We start from the raw sequence: 19,762 nt of genomic DNA on the forward strand, positions 1-19,762 counted from the left end.
CGCAACCCGGACCTCAAAGGAGCGAAGTGGCTAAGGTCCGGGTATACGAACTCGCCAAGGAGTTCGGCGTGGAGAGCAAGGTCGTCATGGCCAAGCTCCAAGAACTCGGTGAATTCGTCCGTTCGGCGTCTTCGACCATCGAAGCGCCGGTTGTACGCAAGCTGACCGACGCCTTCCAGGGCGGTGGCAACGGCAAGTCCGCCGGTAAGCCCGCCCCGCGCAAGGCTTCCCCCAAGCCCGCCGCGCCCTCTCCGGCGCAGGCGGCACGTCCGGCTGCCCCGAGGCCGCCGGCCCCCAAGCCTCCGACGGCGCCCGCTGCCCCGCAGCCGGCCGCCTCGTCGGCTCCCGCGCCGTCCGCGCCGGCCCCCGGCCCGCGTCCGGTGCCGGGTCCCAAGCCCGCGCCGCGCCCGGCCCCGGCAGCCCCGGAGTTCACCGCTCCGCCGGCCGCTCCGGCCGCCGCCCAGACCCCGCAGGCCCCGGCCGCGCAGGGTCCGCGTCCCGGCGCCCGCCCCGGTGCCCCGAAGCCCGGCGGTCGTCCCGCTCAGGGCCAGGGCCAGGGCCAGGGCCGTCCGGGCCAGGGTGCCCCGCGTCCCGGTGGTCAGGCCGCGCGTCCGGGCGCCCGTCCGGCCGGCCCGCGTCCGGGCAACAACCCCTTCACCTCCGGTGGCTCCACCGGCATGGCCCGTCCGCAGGCCCCGCGCCCGCAGGGCGGTCCCCGTCCTGGTGGCCACGGCGGCCATGGCGGCCCCGGTGCCCCCGGCGCCGGTCCGCGTCCGCAGGCTCCCGGCCAGCAGGGCGGCGGTCCCCGTCCGCAGGCTCCGGGCGGTTCCCGTCCGTCGCCCGCCGGCATGCCCCGCCCGCAGGGCGGCCCGCGTCCCGGCCCGGCCGGTCCGCGTCCGAACCCCGGCATGATGCCGCAGCGTCCTGCTGCCGGCCCGCGTCCCGGCGGCGGTGGCCCCGGTGGCCGTGGTCCCGGTGGCGGCGGTCGTCCCGGCGGCGGCGGTCGTCCGGGCGGCGGCGGCGGCTTCGCCCGTCCCGGCGGCGGTGGCGGCGGCTTCGCCGGTCGTCCCGGCGGTCCCGGTGGCGGCGGCGGTGGCGGCGGCTTCGCCGGTCGTCCCGGCGGTCCCGGCGGTGGCGGCGGCGGTCGTCCCGGCTTCGGCGGCCGTCCCGGCGGTCCCGGTGGCCGTGGTGGCACGCAGGGCGCCTTCGGCCGTCCCGGTGGTCCGGCGCGTCGTGGCCGCAAGTCGAAGCGGCAGAGGCGCCAGGAGTACGAGGCCATGCAGGCCCCGAGCGTCGGCGGCGTGATGCTGCCGCGCGGCAACGGCGAGACCATCCGTCTCTCCCGCGGCGCGTCGCTCACCGACTTCGCGGAGAAGATCAACGCCAACCCGGCGTCCCTCGTCGCGGTCATGATGAACCTCGGCGAGATGGTCACGGCCACGCAGTCCGTCTCCGACGAGACGCTGCAGCTCCTCGCGGGCGAGATGAACTACGCGGTTCAGATCGTCAGCCCGGAGGAGGAGGACCGCGAGCTGCTGGAGTCCTTCGACATCGAGTTCGGCGAGGACGAGGGCGACGAGGGCGACCTGGTGGTCCGTCCGCCGGTCGTCACCGTCATGGGCCACGTCGACCACGGTAAGACCCGACTGCTCGACGCCATCCGCAAGACGAACGTCATCGCGGGCGAGGCCGGCGGCATCACCCAGCACATCGGTGCCTACCAGGTCTCGACCCAGGTCAACGACGAGGACCGCGCGATCACCTTCATCGACACCCCGGGTCACGAGGCGTTCACCGCCATGCGTGCCCGTGGTGCCCGGTCGACCGACATCGCGATCCTGGTCGTCGCGGCCAACGACGGCGTCATGCCGCAGACGGTCGAGGCGCTGAACCACGCCAAGGCGGCCGACGTGCCGATCGTGGTCGCGGTCAACAAGATCGACGTCGAGGGTGCCGACCCGACCAAGGTGCGCGGTCAGCTGACCGAGTACGGCCTGGTGGCCGAGGAGTACGGCGGCGACACGATGTTCGTCGACATCTCCGCCAAGCAGGGTCTGCACATCGACTCGCTGCTGGAGGCCGTGGTCCTCACCGCGGACGCCTCGCTCGACCTGCGGGCCAACCCGGCCCAGGACGCGCAGGGCATCTCGATCGAGTCCCGTCTCGACCGCGGCCGCGGTGCCGTGGCGACGGTCCTCGTCCAGCGAGGCACCCTGCGGGTCGGCGACACGATGGTGGTGGGCGACGCCTACGGCCGTGTGCGCGCCATGCTCGACGACAACGGCAACAACGTCGCCGAGGCCGGCCCGTCGACTCCGGTCCAGGTCCTGGGTCTTACCAACGTCCCGGGTGCGGGCGACAACTTCCTGGTGGTCGACGAGGACCGTACGGCCCGTCAGATCGCCGAGAAGCGCGCCGCCCGCGAGCGCAACGCCGCGTTCGCCAAGCGCACGCGCCGCGTGTCGCTGGAGGACCTGGACAAGGTGCTGAAGGCCGGCGAGGTCCAGCAGCTGAACCTGATCATCAAGGGCGACGCGTCCGGATCGGTCGAGGCTCTGGAGTCCTCCCTGCTCCAGCTGGACGTCGGCGAAGAGGTCGACATCCGCGTCCTGCACCGCGGCGTCGGTGCGGTCACGGAGTCCGACATCGACCTGGCGATGGGCTCCGACGCCATCGTGATCGGCTTCAACGTCCGCGCGGCCGGCCGCGCGGCGCAGATGGCCGAGCGCGAGGGCGTGGACGTCCGGTACTACTCGGTCATCTACCAGGCGATCGAGGAGATCGAGGCGGCCCTCAAGGGCATGCTCAAGCCGGAGTACGAAGAGGTCGAGCTCGGTACGGCGGAGATCCGCGAGGTCTTCAAGTCGTCCAAGCTGGGCAACATCGCCGGTGTCCTCATCCGCTCGGGCGAGGTCAAGCGCAACACCAAGGCGCGCCTCATCCGCGACGGCAAGGTGGTCGCGGAGAACCTCAACATCGAGGGTCTGCGTCGCTTCAAGGACGACGTCACCGAGATCCGCGAAGGCTACGAGGGTGGTATCAACCTCGGAAACTTCAACGACATCAAGGTCGACGACGTCATCGCGACGTACGAGATGCGCGAGAAGCCGCGGGCGTAACGGCCGACGGATTCTGATGCTGGCCGGCGGGATCTCGGTCCTGCCGGCCAGCTCGCCGTTCCCGGAGGCTCCGCCCCCGGACCCGGGCAAGGCCGGAGGTCCGGGGGCGGAGCCCCCAGGGCCGGTCGCGCAGGCCACGGTGCCGAAACCCTGTCGAGCCACCGGCAGGTACGCGGTACCGTTCTTGATGTCCCCGGCCACACGGCCACGGGGCCATCGATCCCGTACCGGCGGGTGAACCGGTTACACACATGTACGTGGGGACTCTGTCCTTCGACCTCCTCCTCGGCGACGTCCACTCGCTGAAGGAGAAGCGCTCCGTCGTCCGCCCGATCGTCGCCGAACTCCAGCGGAAGTACGCGGTGAGCGCGGCCGAGGTGGACCACATGGACCTCCATCGCAGGGCCTGCATCGGCCTGGCGCTGGTCTCCGGCGACGCGGGGCACCTGAGCGACGTACTCGATCGGTGCGAGCGGCTGGTCGCGGGCCGCCCCGAGGTGGAACTGCTCTCGGTCCGACGGCGTTTTCACGGCGACGACGACTGAGCGACGACCGAGCGACGACGACTGAGCACAGAACGAAGAAGAAAGAACGGGAGACGGACCAGTGGCCGACAACGCGCGGGCGAAAAGGCTGGCGGACCTCATCCGAGAGGTGGTGGCCCAGAAGCTGCAGCGCGGGATCAAGGACCCGCGGCTAGGCTCGCACGTCACCATCACGGACACCCGGGTCACGGGCGACCTGCGGGAGGCGACCGTCTTCTACACGGTCTACGGGGACGAAGAGGAGCGGACGGCCGCGGCCGCCGGCCTGGAGAGCGCCAAGGGCATCCTGCGCTCCGAGGTCGGCCGTGCGGCCGGTGTGAAGTTCACGCCGACCCTGACCTTCGTCGCGGACGCCCTGCCGGACACCGCCCGGACCATCGAGGACCTCCTCGACCGGGCCCGGCAGTCCGACGCCGCGGTGCGCGAGGCGTCCGCGGGCGCCGCGTACGCCGGCGAGGCGGACCCGTACAAGAAGCCGGGTTCCGACGAGGAGACGGACGACAGCGCCGAATGACCAGCAAGCCCACCCCGCCCGACGGCCTTGTCATCGTCGACAAGCCGTCGGGCTTCACTTCGCACGACGTGGTCGCCAAGATGCGCGGGATCGCCCGGACCCGCCGCGTCGGCCACGCCGGCACCCTCGACCCGATGGCGACCGGCGTGCTGGTCCTCGGCGTCGAGCGGGCCACCAAGCTCCTCGGCCACCTCGCGCTGACCGAGAAGGAGTACCTGGGCACCATCCGCCTGGGCCAGAACACGCTCACCGACGACGCCGAGGGCGAGATCATCTCGTCCACCGACACGTCCAAGGTGGCCCGGGACGCCGTCGACGCCGGCATCGCCAAGCTGACCGGCGCCATCATGCAGGTGCCGTCCAAGGTCAGCGCCATCAAGATCGACGGCGTGCGGTCGTACAAGCGCGCCCGCGAGGGCGAGGACTTCGAGATCCCGGCCCGCCCGGTGACGGTCTCGTCCTTCACCGTGTACGACATCCGGGAGGCGGTCGCCGAGGACGGCACGCGAGTCCTCGACCTGATCGTCTCCGTCGTCTGCTCCTCCGGCACCTACATCCGCGCCCTCGCCCGCGACCTGGGCGCCGACCTCGGCGTCGGCGGCCACCTCACCGCGCTGCGCCGCACGCGCGTGGGGCCGTACAAGCTGGACGCGGCCAGGACCCTGGATCAGCTCCAGCAGGAGCTGACCGTGATGCCCGTCGCCGAGGCCGCCGCGGCAGCGTTCCCGCGCTGGCAGGTGGACACCAGGCGGGCCCGGCTGCTGCTGAACGGCGTACGGCTGGACATGCCCGGCGAGTACGCGGGCCGCGGCCCGGTGGCCGTCTTCGACGGGGAGAGCCGTTTCCTGGCGCTCGTCGAGGAACAGAAGGGCAAGGCCAAGAGCCTGGCCGTCTTCGGCTGAGACAGCGCTTCCGGGGCGTGCGCGGCACGGACGCGTGTTCGCCCGTGGAGCGGCGGCCTGCCACGGGGCGGGCTCCTGCCGCCGCTCCACGGTCCCCCCTCGGTTCCCCCATCCCTAGGGTTATCCAGCGGCACCCGCCTATTCACCCGTCCGGGCAGGCGCTCGGAGTGAACCGGGGGAGCGGACGGGGGCGCGTTCGCCACGCGATCTGTCCCGCCGATCATCGCGCGCCTACCGTCGAGGACAGGCAGGGGCACGGGCGGGGAGGTACGGCCATGGCGGGACGGGGCCCGCGTACCGGAAGCGGTCGCGGGGAGGCGGGAGACGGTAGCCGAGAGCCGGGGGACGGCATCGGCCGCACATCTGCGCCCCCTCCCCCCGCCCCCACCGGCCCCGCCCTGGTCCAGATCCGTGACCCGGCCGGCCGCCCCCGCGGGGTCGGTTTCCTCGCCGATCACGACGGCACCCTGCTCACCAGCCACGAGGCGGTCGACGGCCTGCCCCGGCTCGTCCTGCGCGCCCCGGCCGAGTCCGGAGACGGCCACGACGGCGCCGGTACCGGCGAGCGCGTGTGCGTGGTCGACGCCGGCGCCGTCACCCCGCTGCCCGGCCAGGACCTGGCCCTGGTGCGCACCGAGGGGCTGGGCGTGGCCCCGCTGCCGCTGACCGTGCGGGAGCGGATCGACGCCGGCACCTACGTACGGCTCCCGGCGGGCTGCTGGCGCGAGGCGAGGGTGCTGGCCGCCACCGAGGCGACGTACACCGCCACGGACCGCTTCCACCCGGTCCCCGAGGCGCTGGAGCTGGCCATCGGCACCGCGGGCCGGGACGCGCTGCGGCTCGGCTGCGGGGCGGCCGGGGGACCGGTGCTGGACGCGCGCACCGGCGCGGTCCTCGGCGTCCTCGGCACGGCCCTGCACACCGGGCAGCGCGACGCGGCGTTCGCGGCGCCGCTGCGGCCCACCGCCGACGGCCCCCTCGCCGACCTGCTCGCCCGCAACGCGGCGACCGTGCCCGCGTACGGCGCCGACCTCAACCTGGCCGGCATCCTGGAGCTGACCGCCACCTCGGTCGGCCAGGACGGCCCCCGCGCCCGCCCCGGCGGCGGGCCGGAACCCGTCGAACGCTACGGCGTCGCACGGGAGTTGGCGGCCTTCGCGGACGGTGACCGGTCCGTCCTCGCGCTCGTCGGCACCGCGGGCAGCGGCCGTACGACGGAACTGGCGGCCCTCGCCGCGCGCCGGGCCCGTACCGGACGGCCCGCGCCCACGCTCTGGCTGCGCGGCGCCGACCTGGCGGACGGTGACGGCTCCGTGGCCGACGCGGCCCGCCGCACGCTGGAGCGGGCCGCCCGGATCGTCGCCGCCCCCCGGCGTACCCCCTGCGGCGACCTCGGCGACATCACCCCCGAGCGGCTGGCCCGCCTCGCCGCCCGCGCCGGGCGCCCGCTGCTGCTCCTCCTCGACGGCCCCGAGGAGATGCCGCCCGTCCTCGCCCACCGGCAGCCCGACTGGATCCGCGGCACCGCCGACTGGCTCCGCGAGACCGGGGCACGGCTGGTGGTGGCGTGCCGGGAGGAGTACTGGGAGCGAGCGGGTACGGAATTCCCGCCGGACCAGCTGTACGCCCCGGCGGCCCCCGCGGCGCCGACGGCCCCCACGGCTCGCGCGACGGGCCCCGCGGCTCCGCTGACCGCCGCGGCTCCGGCCGCCGGGCGTGCGGCTCCGGGGGTCCCCGCGCCTCCGACCACCGCCGCCGCCCCCGACACGTCCACCACCGCCTCCACCCCGGCCCCGGCCTGTGCCCCCTGTCCGCCCGGTCCTGCGCTGCCGCCCTGTGTCCGGCTCACCGCGCTGACGTCGGACGAGGCCCGTCGCGCCCGTGCGCGGTACGGCGTCCCCGAGGGTGTGCTCGTCGGCCGGGACGCCCGGCATCCGCTCGTCCTGCGGCTGCTGGCCGAGATCCGCGCCGCCGCCCCCGACACCCCTGCCGCCGCCGGACCCGTCGACCGGCACGAGGTGTTCGCCGCCCACCTCGACCTGATGTGCCTGCGCATCGCGGTCCGTCTCGCCGCCGGGAACGACGGCCCGCGCGGTACGGCCGTACGGCGGCTCGCCGCGCGCGTCGCCGGACAGGTGCACGAGGCCGCCCGGCGCAGTCTCGGGCCCGGGCAGGGCGAGCTGGACCGGGAGTCCTTCGAGGCGGTGTTCCCGTGGGGGCCCGCCCCGGCCCGCCTCGGCGGCGGCACGGGCTGGGCCTCCGCCGTGCTCGCCGAAGGCCTGCTCGTCCCGGCCGGCACCGGCTACCGCTTCGCGCACGAGGAGCTGGCCGACTGGATCCAGGGCATGCACCTCGACCTGGACGAGGCCCTGCACGCCCTCGTCCACCGCCCCCGCGCCGCGCACGAGAGCGCGCCCGTGCCGGTGCCGCACCACCGCGCCGGCCCGGTCGTGCAGGCCCTGCTGCTGCTCGCCCGGCAGTGCGGACCCCGTCAACTCACCGCCCGCCTCAGGGACTTGACCGACGCCCTGGACCGGGACCCCGGCTCCTGGTGGGCCGCCCGGCTGCTCGCCCGTACCCTGCACCAGGTCCCGGACGCGACGCCGTACACCGAGGTGCTGCGGCTGCTCGCCGAGCGGATCGTGGCCTGGCGCCGGGCGGGGCGGACCGTGCCGGCCGAGTTCGGGCCCGCCTTCTGGACCGGGCTGCCCCTCCCGGACGCCGCACGCCTCGATCTGCTGCGCCGGCTCGTGCTGGCCGACCAGGTGCCCCCGGAGCCCGGCGGGCGCTACCTCGACGCCGTGGCCCGGCTGCTCGCCGCCGCCCCCGCCGTCGTACAGCCGGAGCTGATCCGCTGGTTCGCCGACGAGCGGCCGCTGCCCGCGACGCCGCACGCCACCGTCGCCACGGCCGCCCAGGCGCTGCTGCACACCCACCGGCACGGCGCGCTGGACGACCTCACCGACCTGCTGGCCGCGAGCCCCCACCGCCGCGCCGACGAACTGCTCGGCACGCTCGCCGAGGACGAGCCGGCGGCCCTGTGCCGGGCCGTCGACCGCTGGGCGCACGACGAGCGCGCCGTCCGACGGGCGGCGGCCGTCGCGTTCGGGCTGCGTACGGCGCCGCACGCGCGCGCGGAGGCCGACCGCGCGCTGCTGCGGCTCGCCGCCCTCGCCCTGCTCGCCCGCCCCGCCGACCGCTTCCTGCACGGCGGCGCGCTCGCCCTGCTGGTCCACGACCCGCACACCCGGGACACGTACCTGCCCGCCGCCCTGCGGTACTTCGCCGACGGCGACCCGCACGTCCCGCCCGGTGCCCTGGCCCCGGCCCTCGCCACCCATCCCGAACCGGTCCTGGAGGCCTTCCGCACCCGGCTGAGCGCCTCGGACCCGCCCGACGCCGTGCGCCTGCTCGCGGCCCTCGCCGACGCCGCCACCCCGACCCTCGCGCGCGCCGTCGCCGGCCTCGCCCGGGATGCCGTACGGCTGCGTCCGCAGGGCGCGGGACACCTGGCCGGGCAGCTCGCCCACCACGTCGACCGGCGATTCGAGCAGCAGGGGCCCACCGCGCGCCCCGTCCTCCTGCCCCTCGTCACGGGCCTGCTGGACGACGGCCCCGAACCGCTGCGCGCCGCCCTCGCCGCCGTCCTCGCCGCCCCGGGCACCCCGGCCTCCCGCCCGCTGCGCCGCGAGCTGCTGGAGGTGCTGCTGGCCGGCGAACAGGAGCCGTCCGTCCTGGCCGCCGTCCTGCACGCGGCGGCCGCGCACGGCGACCGCCGCGAGGAGGAGACGCGCGGGCTCGTCCACCGCACCGGTCTGCTCCTGGTCCGTACGCCCGAAGGCGCCACCCGCTTCGACCGCGGCCTGGTCGACCTGGGCCGGCACGTGCCCGGTTTCGCCGCGCTGATGGCCCGCTGGCTGAGCGCGACCCCGGAGGACTGGGCCGCCGTGGTGGGCCCCAGCACGCGTCGCACGCTGGAGAGCCTGGCCGGCGTCCGGGTACCGGCCTGAGCAGCGCCGACGGCATAGCCGTGAACGTGCGCCCGGTCACAGCCCCGACACCGATGCGGGCCGGGGGCACCCGGCATGGCACCCTTAGACCTGCGCAAGTCGTGAGAGTCAATGAGAGTCAATACGGACACGGGTTCGAGGAGCGGTCACAGTGCAGCGCTGGCGTGGCTTGGAGGACATCCCCCAGGACTGGGGGCGCAGCGTCGTCACCATCGGTTCCTACGACGGCGTCCACCGCGGCCACCAGCTGATCATCAGGCATGCCGTGGACCGCGCCCGCGAGCTGGGCGTCCCGGCCGTCGTGGTCACCTTCGACCCGCACCCCAGCGAGGTCGTCCGCCCCGGCAGCCACCCGCCGCTGCTCGCCGCGCACCACCGCCGTGCCGAGCTGATGGCGGAGCTGGGCGTGGACGCGGTGCTCGTGCTCCCCTTCACCACCGAGTTCTCGAAGCTCTCGCCCGCCGACTTCGTCGTGAAGGTCCTGGTGGACAAGTTGCACGCCAGGGCGGTCGTGGAGGGCCCCAACTTCCGCTTCGGCCACAAGGCCGCGGGCAACGTCGAGTTCCTCGCCGAGCAGGGCGAGACGTACGACTTCGAGGTCGAGGTCGTCGACCTGTACGTCACCGGTGAGGCGGGCGGCGGCAAGCCGTTCTCCTCGACCCTGACCCGCTGCCTGGTCGCCGAGGGCGACGTCGAGGGCGCCCGCGAGATCCTGGGCCGCCCGCACCGCGTGGAGGGCGTGGTCGTGCGCGGCGCCCAGCGCGGCCGCGAACTGGGCTTCCCGACGGCCAACGTCGAGACCCTTCCGCACACCGCCATCCCGGCCGACGGCGTGTACGCCGGCTATCTGCACGTCGAGGGCGAGGCCATGCCGGCCGCGATCTCGGTCGGAACGAACCCGCAGTTCGACGGCACCGAGCGGACCGTGGAGGCGTACGCCATCGACCGCGTCGGCCTCGACCTGTACGGCCTGCACGTCGCCGTCGACTTCCTCGCCTACGTGCGCGGCCAGGCGAAGTTCGACTCGCTGGAGGCCCTGCTGGACCAGATGGCGGCGGACGTGAAGCGGTGCCGGGAGATCGTGGCGGCACAGGAGTGACCGCGGGCGACTGACACGAAAGGGCGGCCGGTGCGCATCGCACCGGCCGCCCTTTTCGGTCACTGCTACTGCTGCGGCGGCTGCTCCTGAGGGGGCTGCGGGGCCTGGGGTGCCTGGGGGTAGCCGTACGCCTGGCCGGGCTGCTGCTGCGGCGGCTGGCCGTACAGCTCCTGGCCGGGGGCCTGCGGGTACGGCTGAGGCTGCCCCGGCTGCTGCGGGAACGGCTGACCGGGGGCACCGGCGGGAGCCTGCGGGTACGGGTGTCCCGGCTGTCCGGGCTGTCCCTGCTGGGGCGGGTACGGCTGCCCGGGCACCTGCGGGTACGGCTGAGGCTGCCCCGGCATGGGCTGCCCGGGCATCGCGTAGCCCGGCATGGGCGGGGCGGCGACCGGCGGCGGGTTGCCGTCGTTGGTCCACAGGCCGTGTGCCTGCTGGTGGCGGGTGAAGTCCTCGGCGATCAGCGCGGCCAGGTTGAAGTACGCCTCGCGCGTCCGCGGCCGCATCATGTCGAGGTCGACCTCGGCACCGGCGGCCAGATGCTCGTCGAAGGGCACGACCACGACACCGCGCGTGCGCGTCTCGAAGTGCGCCACGATGTCCTCGACCTTGATCATCTTGCCGGTCTCGCGGACCCCGGAGATGACCGTGAGGGACCGGGAGACCAGGTCCGCGTACCCGTGCGCCGACAGCCAGTCCAGCGTCGTACTGGCGCTGCTCGCACCGTCCACGGACGGCGTCGAGATGATGATGAGCTGGTCGGCGAGGTCGAGCACGCCGCGCATGGCGCTGTAGAGCAGACCGGTGCCGGAGTCCGTCAGGATGATCGGGTACTGGTTGCCGAGCACCTCGATCGCGCGCCGGTAGTCCTCGTCGTTGAACGTGGTCGAGACGGCCGGGTCGACGTCGTTGGCGATGATTTCGAGCCCGGACGGCGCCTGGGACGTGAACCGCCGGATGTCCATGTACGAGTTCAGGTACGGGATCGCCTGGACGAGGTCACGGATGGTGGCGCCGGTCTCCCGGCGCACGCGGCGGCCGAGCGTGCCGGCGTCCGGGTTGGCGTCGATGGCGAGGATCTTGTCCTGCCGCTCGGTGGCGAGGGTGGAGCCGAGCGCGGTGGTCGTGGTCGTCTTGCCGACACCGCCCTTGAGACTGATGACCGCGATCCGGTAGCAGGACAGCACCGGCGTGCGGATCAGCTCCAGCTTGCGCTGCCGCTCGGCCTCCTCCTTCTTGCCGCCGAGCTTGAAGCGACTCGACGCCGCTGCGGGCCGCCCGCTCTTCGCCTTCTGCTTCTTGTTGTTGAGCAGCCGGTCCGAGGACAGCTCCACGGCGGCGGTGTAACCGAGCGGCGCGGCACCGGGGTTGGTCATCTGCCGCTGGTCGTGCTGGATCGGCTGCGGCCACGCGGCACCGGTGCGCGGATCGACCGGCGCCTGCGGGGCGTCCGCCTGCGGCTGCGGGAAGCCGTAACCGCCGGGCGGGGTCGGCGCGGTGGGGCTCTGCGGCTGCGGCTGGGGCTGTGGCTGCGACTGCTGCGGCGGCTGGGGGGCCTGCGGCGGCTGCGGAGGCTGCGGGAAGCCGTAACCACCCGGCTGCGGCGGGGAGTTGACTCCGGCCGGCGGGAAGCCGTAACCACCGGGTCCGTTGGCCCCTGCCTGCTGCGGCTGAGCTTGGGGCTGCGGCTGCGGCGGCTGCTGGGGGTGGGGCTGGGGTCCCGGGCCCGCGGCCGGCGCGACGGGCTGACCGGGCTGCGGCGGCTGGTTGGGCTGGTTCCAGGCGGCGGGTGCGGGCTGCGGGGCCTGCGGCTGGAACGGCGGCTGCTGACCGGGCAGGGGACCGGGCTGCTGCGGCGGCGCCGGCTGACCGGGGAGGCCCGGCTGTCCGGACCACTGGCCCGCCGGGGCGGGGGCAGCGGGCTGGTAGGAGGGCGGCAGCGGCGGCACCCCGCTCTGCGGCGCGGGCGGCGGCGTCCAACCGGGCTGCGCACCCTGCGGTGCGGCCGGGGGAGCGGCGGGAGCCTGCGGCACGGCGTCCTGCGGCACGGCGGCGGGCGGCACGGCGTCCTGGGGCGCGTCGGTCTGTGCGGCGGCGGCCTCCGGCTGGGCGGCACTGTCCTGCGGCGCGGCCGCGGACTCCGGTGCGGCGGAGTCCGCGACGACGGCGGAACCCTCCGCCCGAGACGCCTCGGCCCCCTCCCCGCCCTCGGTACCCGCGGCACCGTCCGCGTCCGCGGCCGGAAGCCCGGCGCTGCTCGCGCCCTCGCGCTCGTCCTCATCAGCACCGGCACCGGCGTCGGCATCCGGACCCTCCGCGTCCGCGGAGCCCTCCTCCTCCGATCCGGCGCTCTCGGCAACGGCGTCACCCTGAGCGGCGGCACCGCCCCTGGACTCGGCGGACTCCCGCGGCTCCTGGAGCTCCTCGGCCACATGACCCACCGCGCCCTCGCCGGAGTCGTCCGACGCCACCACGGTCTCGGGCGCACCCTCGCCACCGGCGGCACCCGTGCTCTCGGCGCCGGCCGATTCCGTTCCGGCGGCCTCGGCGGAATCCTGGCCGACGGAATCGGCCTCCTCCTTGACGGCCGCCGCGCGCTCGGCGATCTCGGCCATCTCGCGTTTCAGGGCCACGGCGGAGAACCGCATGGTGGCCCCGCTCTCCAGATCCCCGTTGTCCGGCTCCGGCGCCGGGGCCCCGGGCTGGACCTGCGGAGCGGCGTGCGGCTGCTGCAGCTCGAAGTCGTGCGGAGCGGGCTGCTGCGGCTCGAACCCCTGCGGCAGCTGCGGCATCGGCACCGGAGACCCGACGGGAGGTCCGACCGGCGGCGCGGGCTGCACCGGCGGCGGGAAGCCGTAACCGCCCTGCGCGGGCGGAGGCGGCGGAGCGTACGGAGTGCCCTGCGGGGGCGCGTACGGAGTGCCCTGCGGCGGGGTGCCGACCGGCGGCTGCGGCACCGGCGCCGCGGGAGGAGCGGACGAACCCGACGCGTTCTGCGTGTACCAGGCGGGCGGCGCGTAGTCGATGGTGAACTCGCCCGTCATCTCGATGGCGGACTCCGCGTCGGTCTGGTCGTCGTCGGGTGTGTCCCAGCCCCCGCGGATCCCGTCCCGATCGCTGTTCACAGTTCCTCCTGGTGTGGTCGAACACCCTCATGCTCATGCCGTGCTGGGGCGACCATGTCGTGTTGTTCCGAGTCGTCCGTAGTCGTTTTCGAGGCAGTCCGATCCATCGGTTCTCCCCCCGGACACCGACGCCCGGTCCACGGGTCCTGTCAGCGCGCCCGCTCCCAGCCTAATCACCATGAGCCGTCCCTCGGCAGGCCCGCCCGCTTCTCGGCACGCGAACGCCCGGTCACCATGCGCCCGAAACACCCTGCACGCCTTGCGCCTTGCCCGAGGAAGGGTGGGTAAAACGGGAGGGATGTAATGAAAGGGGAGAGTGGAAACTGCGAATAAAAGGGACACTCGGGGGGAGTTCAGTCCATCCGACGTGGCGTGCCCAACAATCCGATCTCGGCGTCGGTGGGTTGCGTCAGGACGTACTGCCGGTCGCGGTCGGTACACCACAGAGTGACGCCGTCGGGCAGCGTCGGCAGCGACTCCACCTCGGTGCGCGACAGACCTGTCGTGCGCCCCAATTCGGCGGCCTCGTCCGGCGAGACCCGCTGGATGCCGGCGAGCCGTGCCTGGCGCAGCAGCCTGGGCGCGACCGGGCTGAGATACGGCAGCAGTGTCAGTACCGACTGCCAGGGGCCGGACACCACGCGTCCACGCGGCGGCCGCATGCCGCAGTCCCGGACCACCAGGACGGGTGTGCCGGCCGAGGCGCCCTGCGGAGGCACCCGCCCGACGTCGTACACGGAAAGTCCGTTCTGCCCGCCGCCCATCGCGTGCACCATCTGCATCCAGGCCTGCGGCCGGCCCGTCTCCACCGCGACCCGGGCCCCGGTGGCCGCCGAGCGCAGAGCCAGCACCTGTGCCGTCCACAGCCCGCCGATCAGCACGACGTCGTACGGCGTGGGCCGGTTGATACCCAGGACGGCAGGCTGGCCCTCGGCGTCGACACCGGCCACGACGCCGTCGTCTCCGATCGGCAGGGCGAGCGCGTCCAGTTGCTGCACGGGCAACCCGTGCCGGCTGTGCCGGGGTCCGATCAGTCCCAGGCCGTGCCGCAGCAGCTCGCCCATCCGGCGCGGTCCGGACGGCGCCGGCGTGTCCGTGCCCGGCCTCGTGGAAGTCGTCGCAATCGTCGTCACCGCGCACCTCCGAGGGGCAGTGTGGCCAGCATGCCGGGCAGTTGCTCACGGTCGAGGCGGGCCAGTCCGGCCCCGCCCTGCCGGGCGGCGGCCTCCAGCGCGCGTCGTGCCGCCACGAGTTCCTCGTCACTGCGTCCGGTCACCCGCAGGTGGCCGGAGAGGGACACCTCCTGCCGCTCCCCGTGGGCGAGGGTGAGACTGAAGGTGGTCGCCAGGGCCGGGATCGCCGTGACCCGGGCGACGAAGTGCGGCAGCGACTCGCCGTTGCCTCCGCCCAGTTGGGGCCAGCGTCTGACCCAGTACGTCGTGTGCCGCCGGTTGTCGCAGCGCCAGCTGCGCCCGGACTCCTCCGTACGCCGCTCCCGGGTCTCGCTGCGCCCCGCCTCGGCGGTGACCAGGGGGTTGGCGCACGCCGACGTGGCGAGCGCGGCGACCAGTTCCTCCTCGTCGAGCACCCGCGCGCGGAACCCGGAGCCGGTCAGCCGGCTCGCCAGGTGGTCCGCGGTCCGCGCGACGCACTTCTGTGCGCCGAGCAGCCCGCCGCCGCGCGCAGCCACGGCCTCCGCGCAGCTCTCGGGATCGAGCTTCAGCGCGATCCAGGTGATGCGGACGGCCGGGGCGCCCGTCTGCTCCTGCAGCGGAAGGTAGTTGGACACGGCGACGGACTGCTGGGGCAGATGCAGCGCGGGCGCCGGCTGGGTGTGCAGCACGATCTGGGCCGACTCCAGCCGGATCCCGTCCACCTCCAGCGCGTCGCGCACCAGCCCGACCGGCAGCGGCTGCCGGCTGCGCTCGGCCCGCAGTGCGGTCGCGTCGGCCTCCACCTGGAGCACGGCGGTGACGAACGTCCCGTCCCCGACGATGCCGACCGGACGCCGGTCACGCGCGCCGTAGGAGTACGTGCGCAGAGCCGGCTCGCACTCCACGGCGGGGACCAGGCCCGGCTCCGTGCCCGGCGGGACCGGGGTGCTGTCGGCTCGCTTCTGGCGTGCGCGCAGCTCTCGCGCCGTGCCGAACCACTCGGGCAGGGAGCGGCCCCGGCGCCGTACGAAGGCCAGCAGGAGCAGCAGTACGGCCACGACCGCGGCCGGCACCATGGCCATCATCCCGACAGCCATCCCGACGACGAGGGCGGCCGCCGCCAGCTCCACCAGCACGAGCCGTTGCAGACGGAACGAACCCGCCTGGCCCGGCCGGGGCCTGAGGCTGAGCGTGACCGCCTGCTGCGCCGCACCGCGCTGCGCGGACGCCCCGTCCGCGGGTGCCGCGGACCTGGCCGCGCGACCGCGTGTCGCCGACCGGCCGCGTGCTCGCGACCGCGTTCCGGAAGCCATCACTCCATCCCCCCGATTTGCTCACAACTCGCTGGAACCAGGCCGCTCAACATGGGCCTTGAGGGCCCAGGTACCCTACCCGCTCCACCGGACTCGCTCCGTACCAGGCATAGTAGGGGCCGGGTCCGACAACGGAGGGCGGGGGAGCGTGGTCCCCGGGCGCGCTCCGCGTGAGACACGGGGAGAAACAGGCACAGATGGCATCTCGGCGGGACCAACTCAACGCCTACACCTTCGCGAAGCGCCGCATGCTCGCGTCGTTCGTGCAGTCGTCACCGGATGCCTCCGACGAGGGGGCCCCGCGACCGCTGCGCGCGATCCTGCCGGGCGCCCTCGTCGGCGTCGTCGTGCTGGCGGCCTTCGGGGCCTGGGGCATGTTCAAGCCGACGGCTCCGCAGGGCTGGGACACACCGGGGCAGAAGGTGATCATCGCCAGCAAGTCCACCACCCGGTACGTGGTGCTGGACACGAACAACAAGCCCCAGCTCCACCCCGTCCTCAACATGGCGTCCGCCAAGCTCGTCCTGAACACCCAGGACAACGTCGACGTCGTCACCGTCGACGAGTCGATCCTCGACAACGGCAAGATCCCGCACGGCGTCACCATCGGCATCCCCTACGCCCCCGACCGCCTGCCCTCTGACAAGGAGGCCGGCACGGACAAGCAGTGGGCCGTCTGCGAGCGTCCGAGCGGCAGCGGAAGTTCCATCCAGAAGGCAGCGTTCGTCCTGGCCCAGCGCGACCTGAAGAAGACCCAGGGACCGCAGAAGCTGAGCGGGGGCGACCTCCTCTACGTCACCACCCCGACCGACAAGAAGCAGTACGTGGTCGACGCGACAGGTACGGCGTACGAGGTCAAGGCCTCCGACCAGCTCCTCGTGCAGACCCTCGTGGGGGCGGACCGCCAGCCGGAGGAGGTGTCCAAGGAGTGGATCGCGACCCTGCACCAGGGTGACGAGATCGTCTTCCCGACGATCCCCGGCGTCCCCGGAGCCCCGGCCAACGCCCCCGGCCAGCTGGGGGATGCCAACAAGGTCGGCATGGTGCTGCGGGCACCGGTCGCCGACCAGGAGCAGTACTTCGTGGTGCTTCAGGGCCGGGTCGCACCGGTCTCCGACTTCGTCGCCCAGCTCCTCCTGGCCGACACGGACCTCGTGAAGCTGGGCCAGGCCGGGCACTTCCGGGAGGTCAGCGCGGGCGCCATGACCCGGGGCAAGCCGTTCGCCGCCCAGTACAAGTGGCCGACCGAGAAGCCCTCCGCGGTCAACGTCACCCCCACCGCCGACGGCAGCCGCAACACCGTCTGCAACGTCCTGAACCACGTCGACCCCGACAACGGCACCACCACGCTGAGCACCTGGGCGGGCACCGACTTCCCGGCGGCGCTGGCCACCGGCTCCTCCAGCGCGTACGTCACCGCGGGCTCCGGTCAGCTCTACCGCCAGTTCCAGGGCACCGCGACCAACGTGGGTTCGGTCTTCCTGGTCACCGACACCGGCCTGCGCTACGCCCTGCAGTCCAACGACGACAGCGCCACCGACGACAAGGGCGTCGGCCTCACGTCCAAGCAGCGACAGGAACTCCAGCAGGAGGCCAAACTGGCGCAGACCCGCCTCGGCTACGCAGACGTGAACCCGGCCCCCATCCCCGCGGCCTGGTCGGAGTTCCTGCCGACGGGTCCGCGGCTGTCGACGGCGGCGGCACGCCAGCCGCAGGGTTCGTGAGAGGTCGTCCGATGCGCTCCACCCTGCCCGCACTGCGCACGCGTACGGCCCTGGCGGCGACTCTGGGCCTCACCGCCACCCTGCTGGCGGCCCCGGCCGCCGCCGCGGACGACGCCTCCGACCAGTGCACCTTCTCCAAGAACAACCACAAGTACGCCGGTACGCCCTGGGCCCTGCAGCGCGTCAACCTCGACGAGCTGTGGAGCCAGTCGAAGGGCAAGAACGTGAAGGTGGCCGTGATCGACACGGGCGTCGACACGAGCAATCCGCAGCTGACCGACGCGGTGAACGCGACCCTGGGTGCGAACTACCTGCCCACGAAGGACGACAAGGGTCAGAAGATCGACGTCGGCAAGGCGGACGGCACGACCGACACGGTCGGCCACGGCACCCGCGTGGCCGGCATCATCGCCGCCCGGCCCATGAAGGGGACCGGTTTCGTGGGCCTGGCCCCCGAGGCCACCATCGTCCCGATCAAGCAGAACGACTCCGAGGGCCACGGCACGGCAGGCACCCTCGCCACCGCGATCCGACGCGCGATCGGCGTCAAGGCCAACGTCATCAACATCTCCCAGGACACGACGAAGGCCATTTCACAGGACAACGACCTGCACCTTGCCATCGACGAGGCCCTGAACGCCGGTATCGTCGTCGTCGCCTCGGCGGGCAACGACGGCCTGGGCGGCAACGTGAAGCTCACGTACCCGGCCTCCTACGAGGGAGTGCTCGCCGTAGCCGCTTCCGACCGCAACAACGAACGCGCGGCCTTCTCCCAGTCCGGAGACTTCGTCGGAGTCGCCGCACCCGGCGTCGACATGATCTCGACCGTCCCCAAGGGCGGCCACTGCTCCGACAACGGCACGAGCTTCTCCGCACCGTACGTGGCCGCCGTGGCCGCCCTGATCAAGGCCAAGCACTGGGACTGGAAGCCCAACCAGATCGTGGCCCAGATCGAGCAGACCGCGGAACGCTCCATTGCCGGCCACGACCGCCTGGTCGGCTGGGGCGTGGTGGACCCGGTCCGCGCGCTCACGGAGGACGATCACCCGATCGATGCCCCCCACCCCGACCCGGGCCTCACCCATGTGGAGGCCCCCACCCCCGCCCAACTCACCCTCGGTGAAACCACCCAGCAACGCATCGCCCGCTACGCCACCTACGTGGCCGTCGGCGCGGCCGTCCTCGTGGCAGGCCTGAGCGGTGGAGCCGTGGCCCTGCGCGACGCCCGCCGCAGGCGCCGGGCGCTGGAGGGCCGAGCGTGAAGTCGATGACGTTCCTGCTCTTCGCCGGATCGGTCGTGCTGATCCTGATGACCTGCGCGAAGGCCGACCGGGTCCGCTCCTGGCGAGAGTCCGTCAACCCCTCGGCCCCGCCCGTCGGGGACATCGACTTCGTCATCGCCCGGGTGGCGCTCCTGGGAATGGCCGCGCTGGGCATCTACTTCGGATTCCAGAGCATCTCCGTGTCCAAGGACACGCACTGGAGCAACGACGAGCTGACGAACGCGGTGCGGAGTGCGGCGGACAGCCTGGACGGCGACTCCACCTACAGCCCCTACGAGGACGACACACCCGGGGACCTCGGCACCGGATACGCGCTGACGATCGAGGACGCCATCGCCCAACACGTCGGCAACGACGCTCCCCGCTCCGCCGTGGACGCCACTCCCACCAGCCCCGAGGACTCGAACGAGGCGTACTACAACATCTCGGCCGAAGGAGCGGACCCGGCCTTCTGCATGCACGTCAAGGTACTCCGCGACAAATCCGGCGACTACGAGGCGCCCGGCATCGCCGGCGGCTCATCCACCCAGTACAAGTACGTGTTCAGGGTGGCGAGTTCGGCGGGGGAGTGCTGAGCGGACACGGGGCGAGACTGGAGGGCACGTCTCACGGTGCCCTCTCGTACGTAGACACCGGGGCATTCCGCGCCAGTGAACTAACGTTCTCCTACACCACGGAATCAGCGGAGCCTTCATGCTTGCTTCGGTTGAACGATCACCATGAGTCGCTCTCTGCCACTGGAGACGAAGCAGGAAAGCTGGCCGTTGTGATCCGCCTCCTCGATACGTAGATCCGTCAAGTCGTCGTTGAACAAGTAGGAGGACTCATCAAGCGGGATGCGTGAAATGAGCATCCCGATGCGTGAGTAGCGTCGGTTCGACTGCCAGTCCGCCGATGAGAGCCAGGGTTGGTCGATCCGCAGCGTAGGGCAGTCACCGTTCCGCAGAGCCCGTGCCTACCGGACCCCCTTCTTTCCA

Annotated in this window: 12 protein-coding genes; 9 read left to right on the forward strand and 3 right to left on the reverse strand. The window is 73.4% G+C overall.

Going from position 1 to position 19,762, the window contains the following annotated elements; genetic code table 11:
- Positions 1–26: 26 nt before the first annotated feature.
- The 6 genes from infB to AC4OXY_RS33980 all read left to right on the forward strand — a co-directional run bounded on the left by infB (position 27) and on the right by AC4OXY_RS33980 (position 10,189).
- On the forward strand, positions 27–3,119 hold the full coding sequence (gene infB, locus AC4OXY_RS33955; protein WP_376289179.1) for a translation initiation factor IF-2: 3,093 nt from the start codon (positions 27–29) through the stop codon (positions 3,117–3,119).
- A gap of 251 nt (positions 3,120–3,370) precedes the next feature.
- A complete protein-coding gene (locus tag AC4OXY_RS33960; RefSeq protein ID WP_356024361.1) occupies positions 3,371–3,664 on the forward strand; it encodes a DUF503 domain-containing protein in 294 nt (97 codons plus the stop codon).
- 61 nt (positions 3,665–3,725) lie between these two features.
- A complete protein-coding gene (rbfA, locus tag AC4OXY_RS33965) occupies positions 3,726–4,178 on the forward strand; it encodes a 30S ribosome-binding factor RbfA (protein WP_356024358.1) in 453 nt (150 codons plus the stop codon).
- Complete coding sequence (gene truB, locus AC4OXY_RS33970; RefSeq protein WP_491991569.1) at positions 4,175–5,080, forward strand: tRNA pseudouridine(55) synthase TruB; 906 nt, start codon at positions 4,175–4,177, stop codon at positions 5,078–5,080. The genes rbfA and truB overlap by 4 nt, the downstream gene beginning before the upstream one ends.
- 275 nt (positions 5,081–5,355) lie before the next feature.
- Positions 5,356–9,090: a trypsin-like peptidase domain-containing protein gene (locus tag AC4OXY_RS33975; RefSeq protein ID WP_491991570.1), complete on the forward strand. Its 3,735-nt coding sequence runs from the start codon at positions 5,356–5,358 to the stop codon at positions 9,088–9,090.
- A gap of 151 nt (positions 9,091–9,241) precedes the next feature.
- Positions 9,242–10,189 carry a bifunctional riboflavin kinase/FAD synthetase gene (locus AC4OXY_RS33980; RefSeq protein WP_356024351.1) on the forward strand — a complete coding sequence of 316 codons (948 nt, stop codon included), beginning with the start codon at positions 9,242–9,244 and terminating at the stop codon, positions 10,187–10,189.
- A 65-nt stretch (positions 10,190–10,254) separates the two neighbouring features.
- On the opposite strand, the gene AC4OXY_RS33985 is transcribed toward AC4OXY_RS33980, so the two are convergent.
- From AC4OXY_RS33985 to eccE, 3 genes are all read right to left on the reverse strand, one after another.
- Positions 10,255–13,311 carry an SCO5717 family growth-regulating ATPase gene (locus AC4OXY_RS33985; RefSeq protein ID WP_491991571.1) on the reverse strand — a complete coding sequence of 1,019 codons (3,057 nt, stop codon included), beginning with the start codon at positions 13,309–13,311 and terminating at the stop codon, positions 10,255–10,257.
- Positions 13,312–13,664: 353 nt separating this feature from the next.
- Positions 13,665–14,444, reverse strand: coding sequence for a hypothetical protein (locus tag AC4OXY_RS33990; protein WP_491991572.1), 780 nt, complete (start codon positions 14,442–14,444; stop codon positions 13,665–13,667).
- Positions 14,441–15,778, reverse strand: coding sequence for a type VII secretion protein EccE (gene eccE, locus AC4OXY_RS33995; RefSeq protein WP_491991573.1), 1,338 nt, complete (start codon positions 15,776–15,778; stop codon positions 14,441–14,443). Before eccE ends, AC4OXY_RS33990 begins: the two co-directional genes overlap by 4 nt.
- A gap of 197 nt (positions 15,779–15,975) precedes the next feature.
- On the opposite strand from eccE, the gene eccB reads away from it, so the two are divergent.
- The 3 genes from eccB to AC4OXY_RS34010 are packed head-to-tail and all read left to right on the forward strand — an operon-like array spanning position 15,976 to position 19,360.
- The gene (eccB, locus tag AC4OXY_RS34000) at positions 15,976–17,502 is read left to right on the forward strand and encodes a type VII secretion protein EccB (RefSeq protein WP_362821913.1); all 1,527 of its coding nucleotides are present in this window, start codon (positions 15,976–15,978) and stop codon (positions 17,500–17,502) included.
- A gap of 11 nt (positions 17,503–17,513) precedes the next feature.
- Positions 17,514–18,764, forward strand: coding sequence for a type VII secretion-associated serine protease mycosin (mycP, locus tag AC4OXY_RS34005; protein ID WP_491991574.1), 1,251 nt, complete (start codon positions 17,514–17,516; stop codon positions 18,762–18,764).
- Between the two features lie 5 nt (positions 18,765–18,769).
- Positions 18,770–19,360: a hypothetical protein gene (locus tag AC4OXY_RS34010; RefSeq protein ID WP_491994675.1), complete on the forward strand. Its 591-nt coding sequence runs from the start codon at positions 18,770–18,772 to the stop codon at positions 19,358–19,360.
- Positions 19,361–19,762: the final 402 nt, after the last annotated feature.

The organism is Streptomyces sp. HUAS MG56, from assembly GCF_058673395.1.

Coding starts and splice junctions, on each gene's coding strand:
- AC4OXY_RS34010 (WP_491994675.1), top strand. CDS start 18,770: ATGACGTTCCTGCTCTTCGCCGGATCGGTCGTGCTGATCCTGATGACC.
- mycP (WP_491991574.1), top strand. CDS start 17,514: ATGCGCTCCACCCTGCCCGCACTGCGCACGCGTACGGCCCTGGCGGCG.
- eccB (WP_362821913.1), top strand. CDS start 15,976: ATGGCATCTCGGCGGGACCAACTCAACGCCTACACCTTCGCGAAGCGC.
- AC4OXY_RS33960 (WP_356024361.1), top strand. CDS start 3,371: ATGTACGTGGGGACTCTGTCCTTCGACCTCCTCCTCGGCGACGTCCAC.
- eccE (WP_491991573.1), bottom strand. CDS start 15,778: ATGGCTTCCGGAACGCGGTCGCGAGCACGCGGCCGGTCGGCGACACGC.
- AC4OXY_RS33975 (WP_491991570.1), top strand. CDS start 5,356: ATGGCGGGACGGGGCCCGCGTACCGGAAGCGGTCGCGGGGAGGCGGGA.
- truB (WP_491991569.1), top strand. CDS start 4,175: ATGACCAGCAAGCCCACCCCGCCCGACGGCCTTGTCATCGTCGACAAG.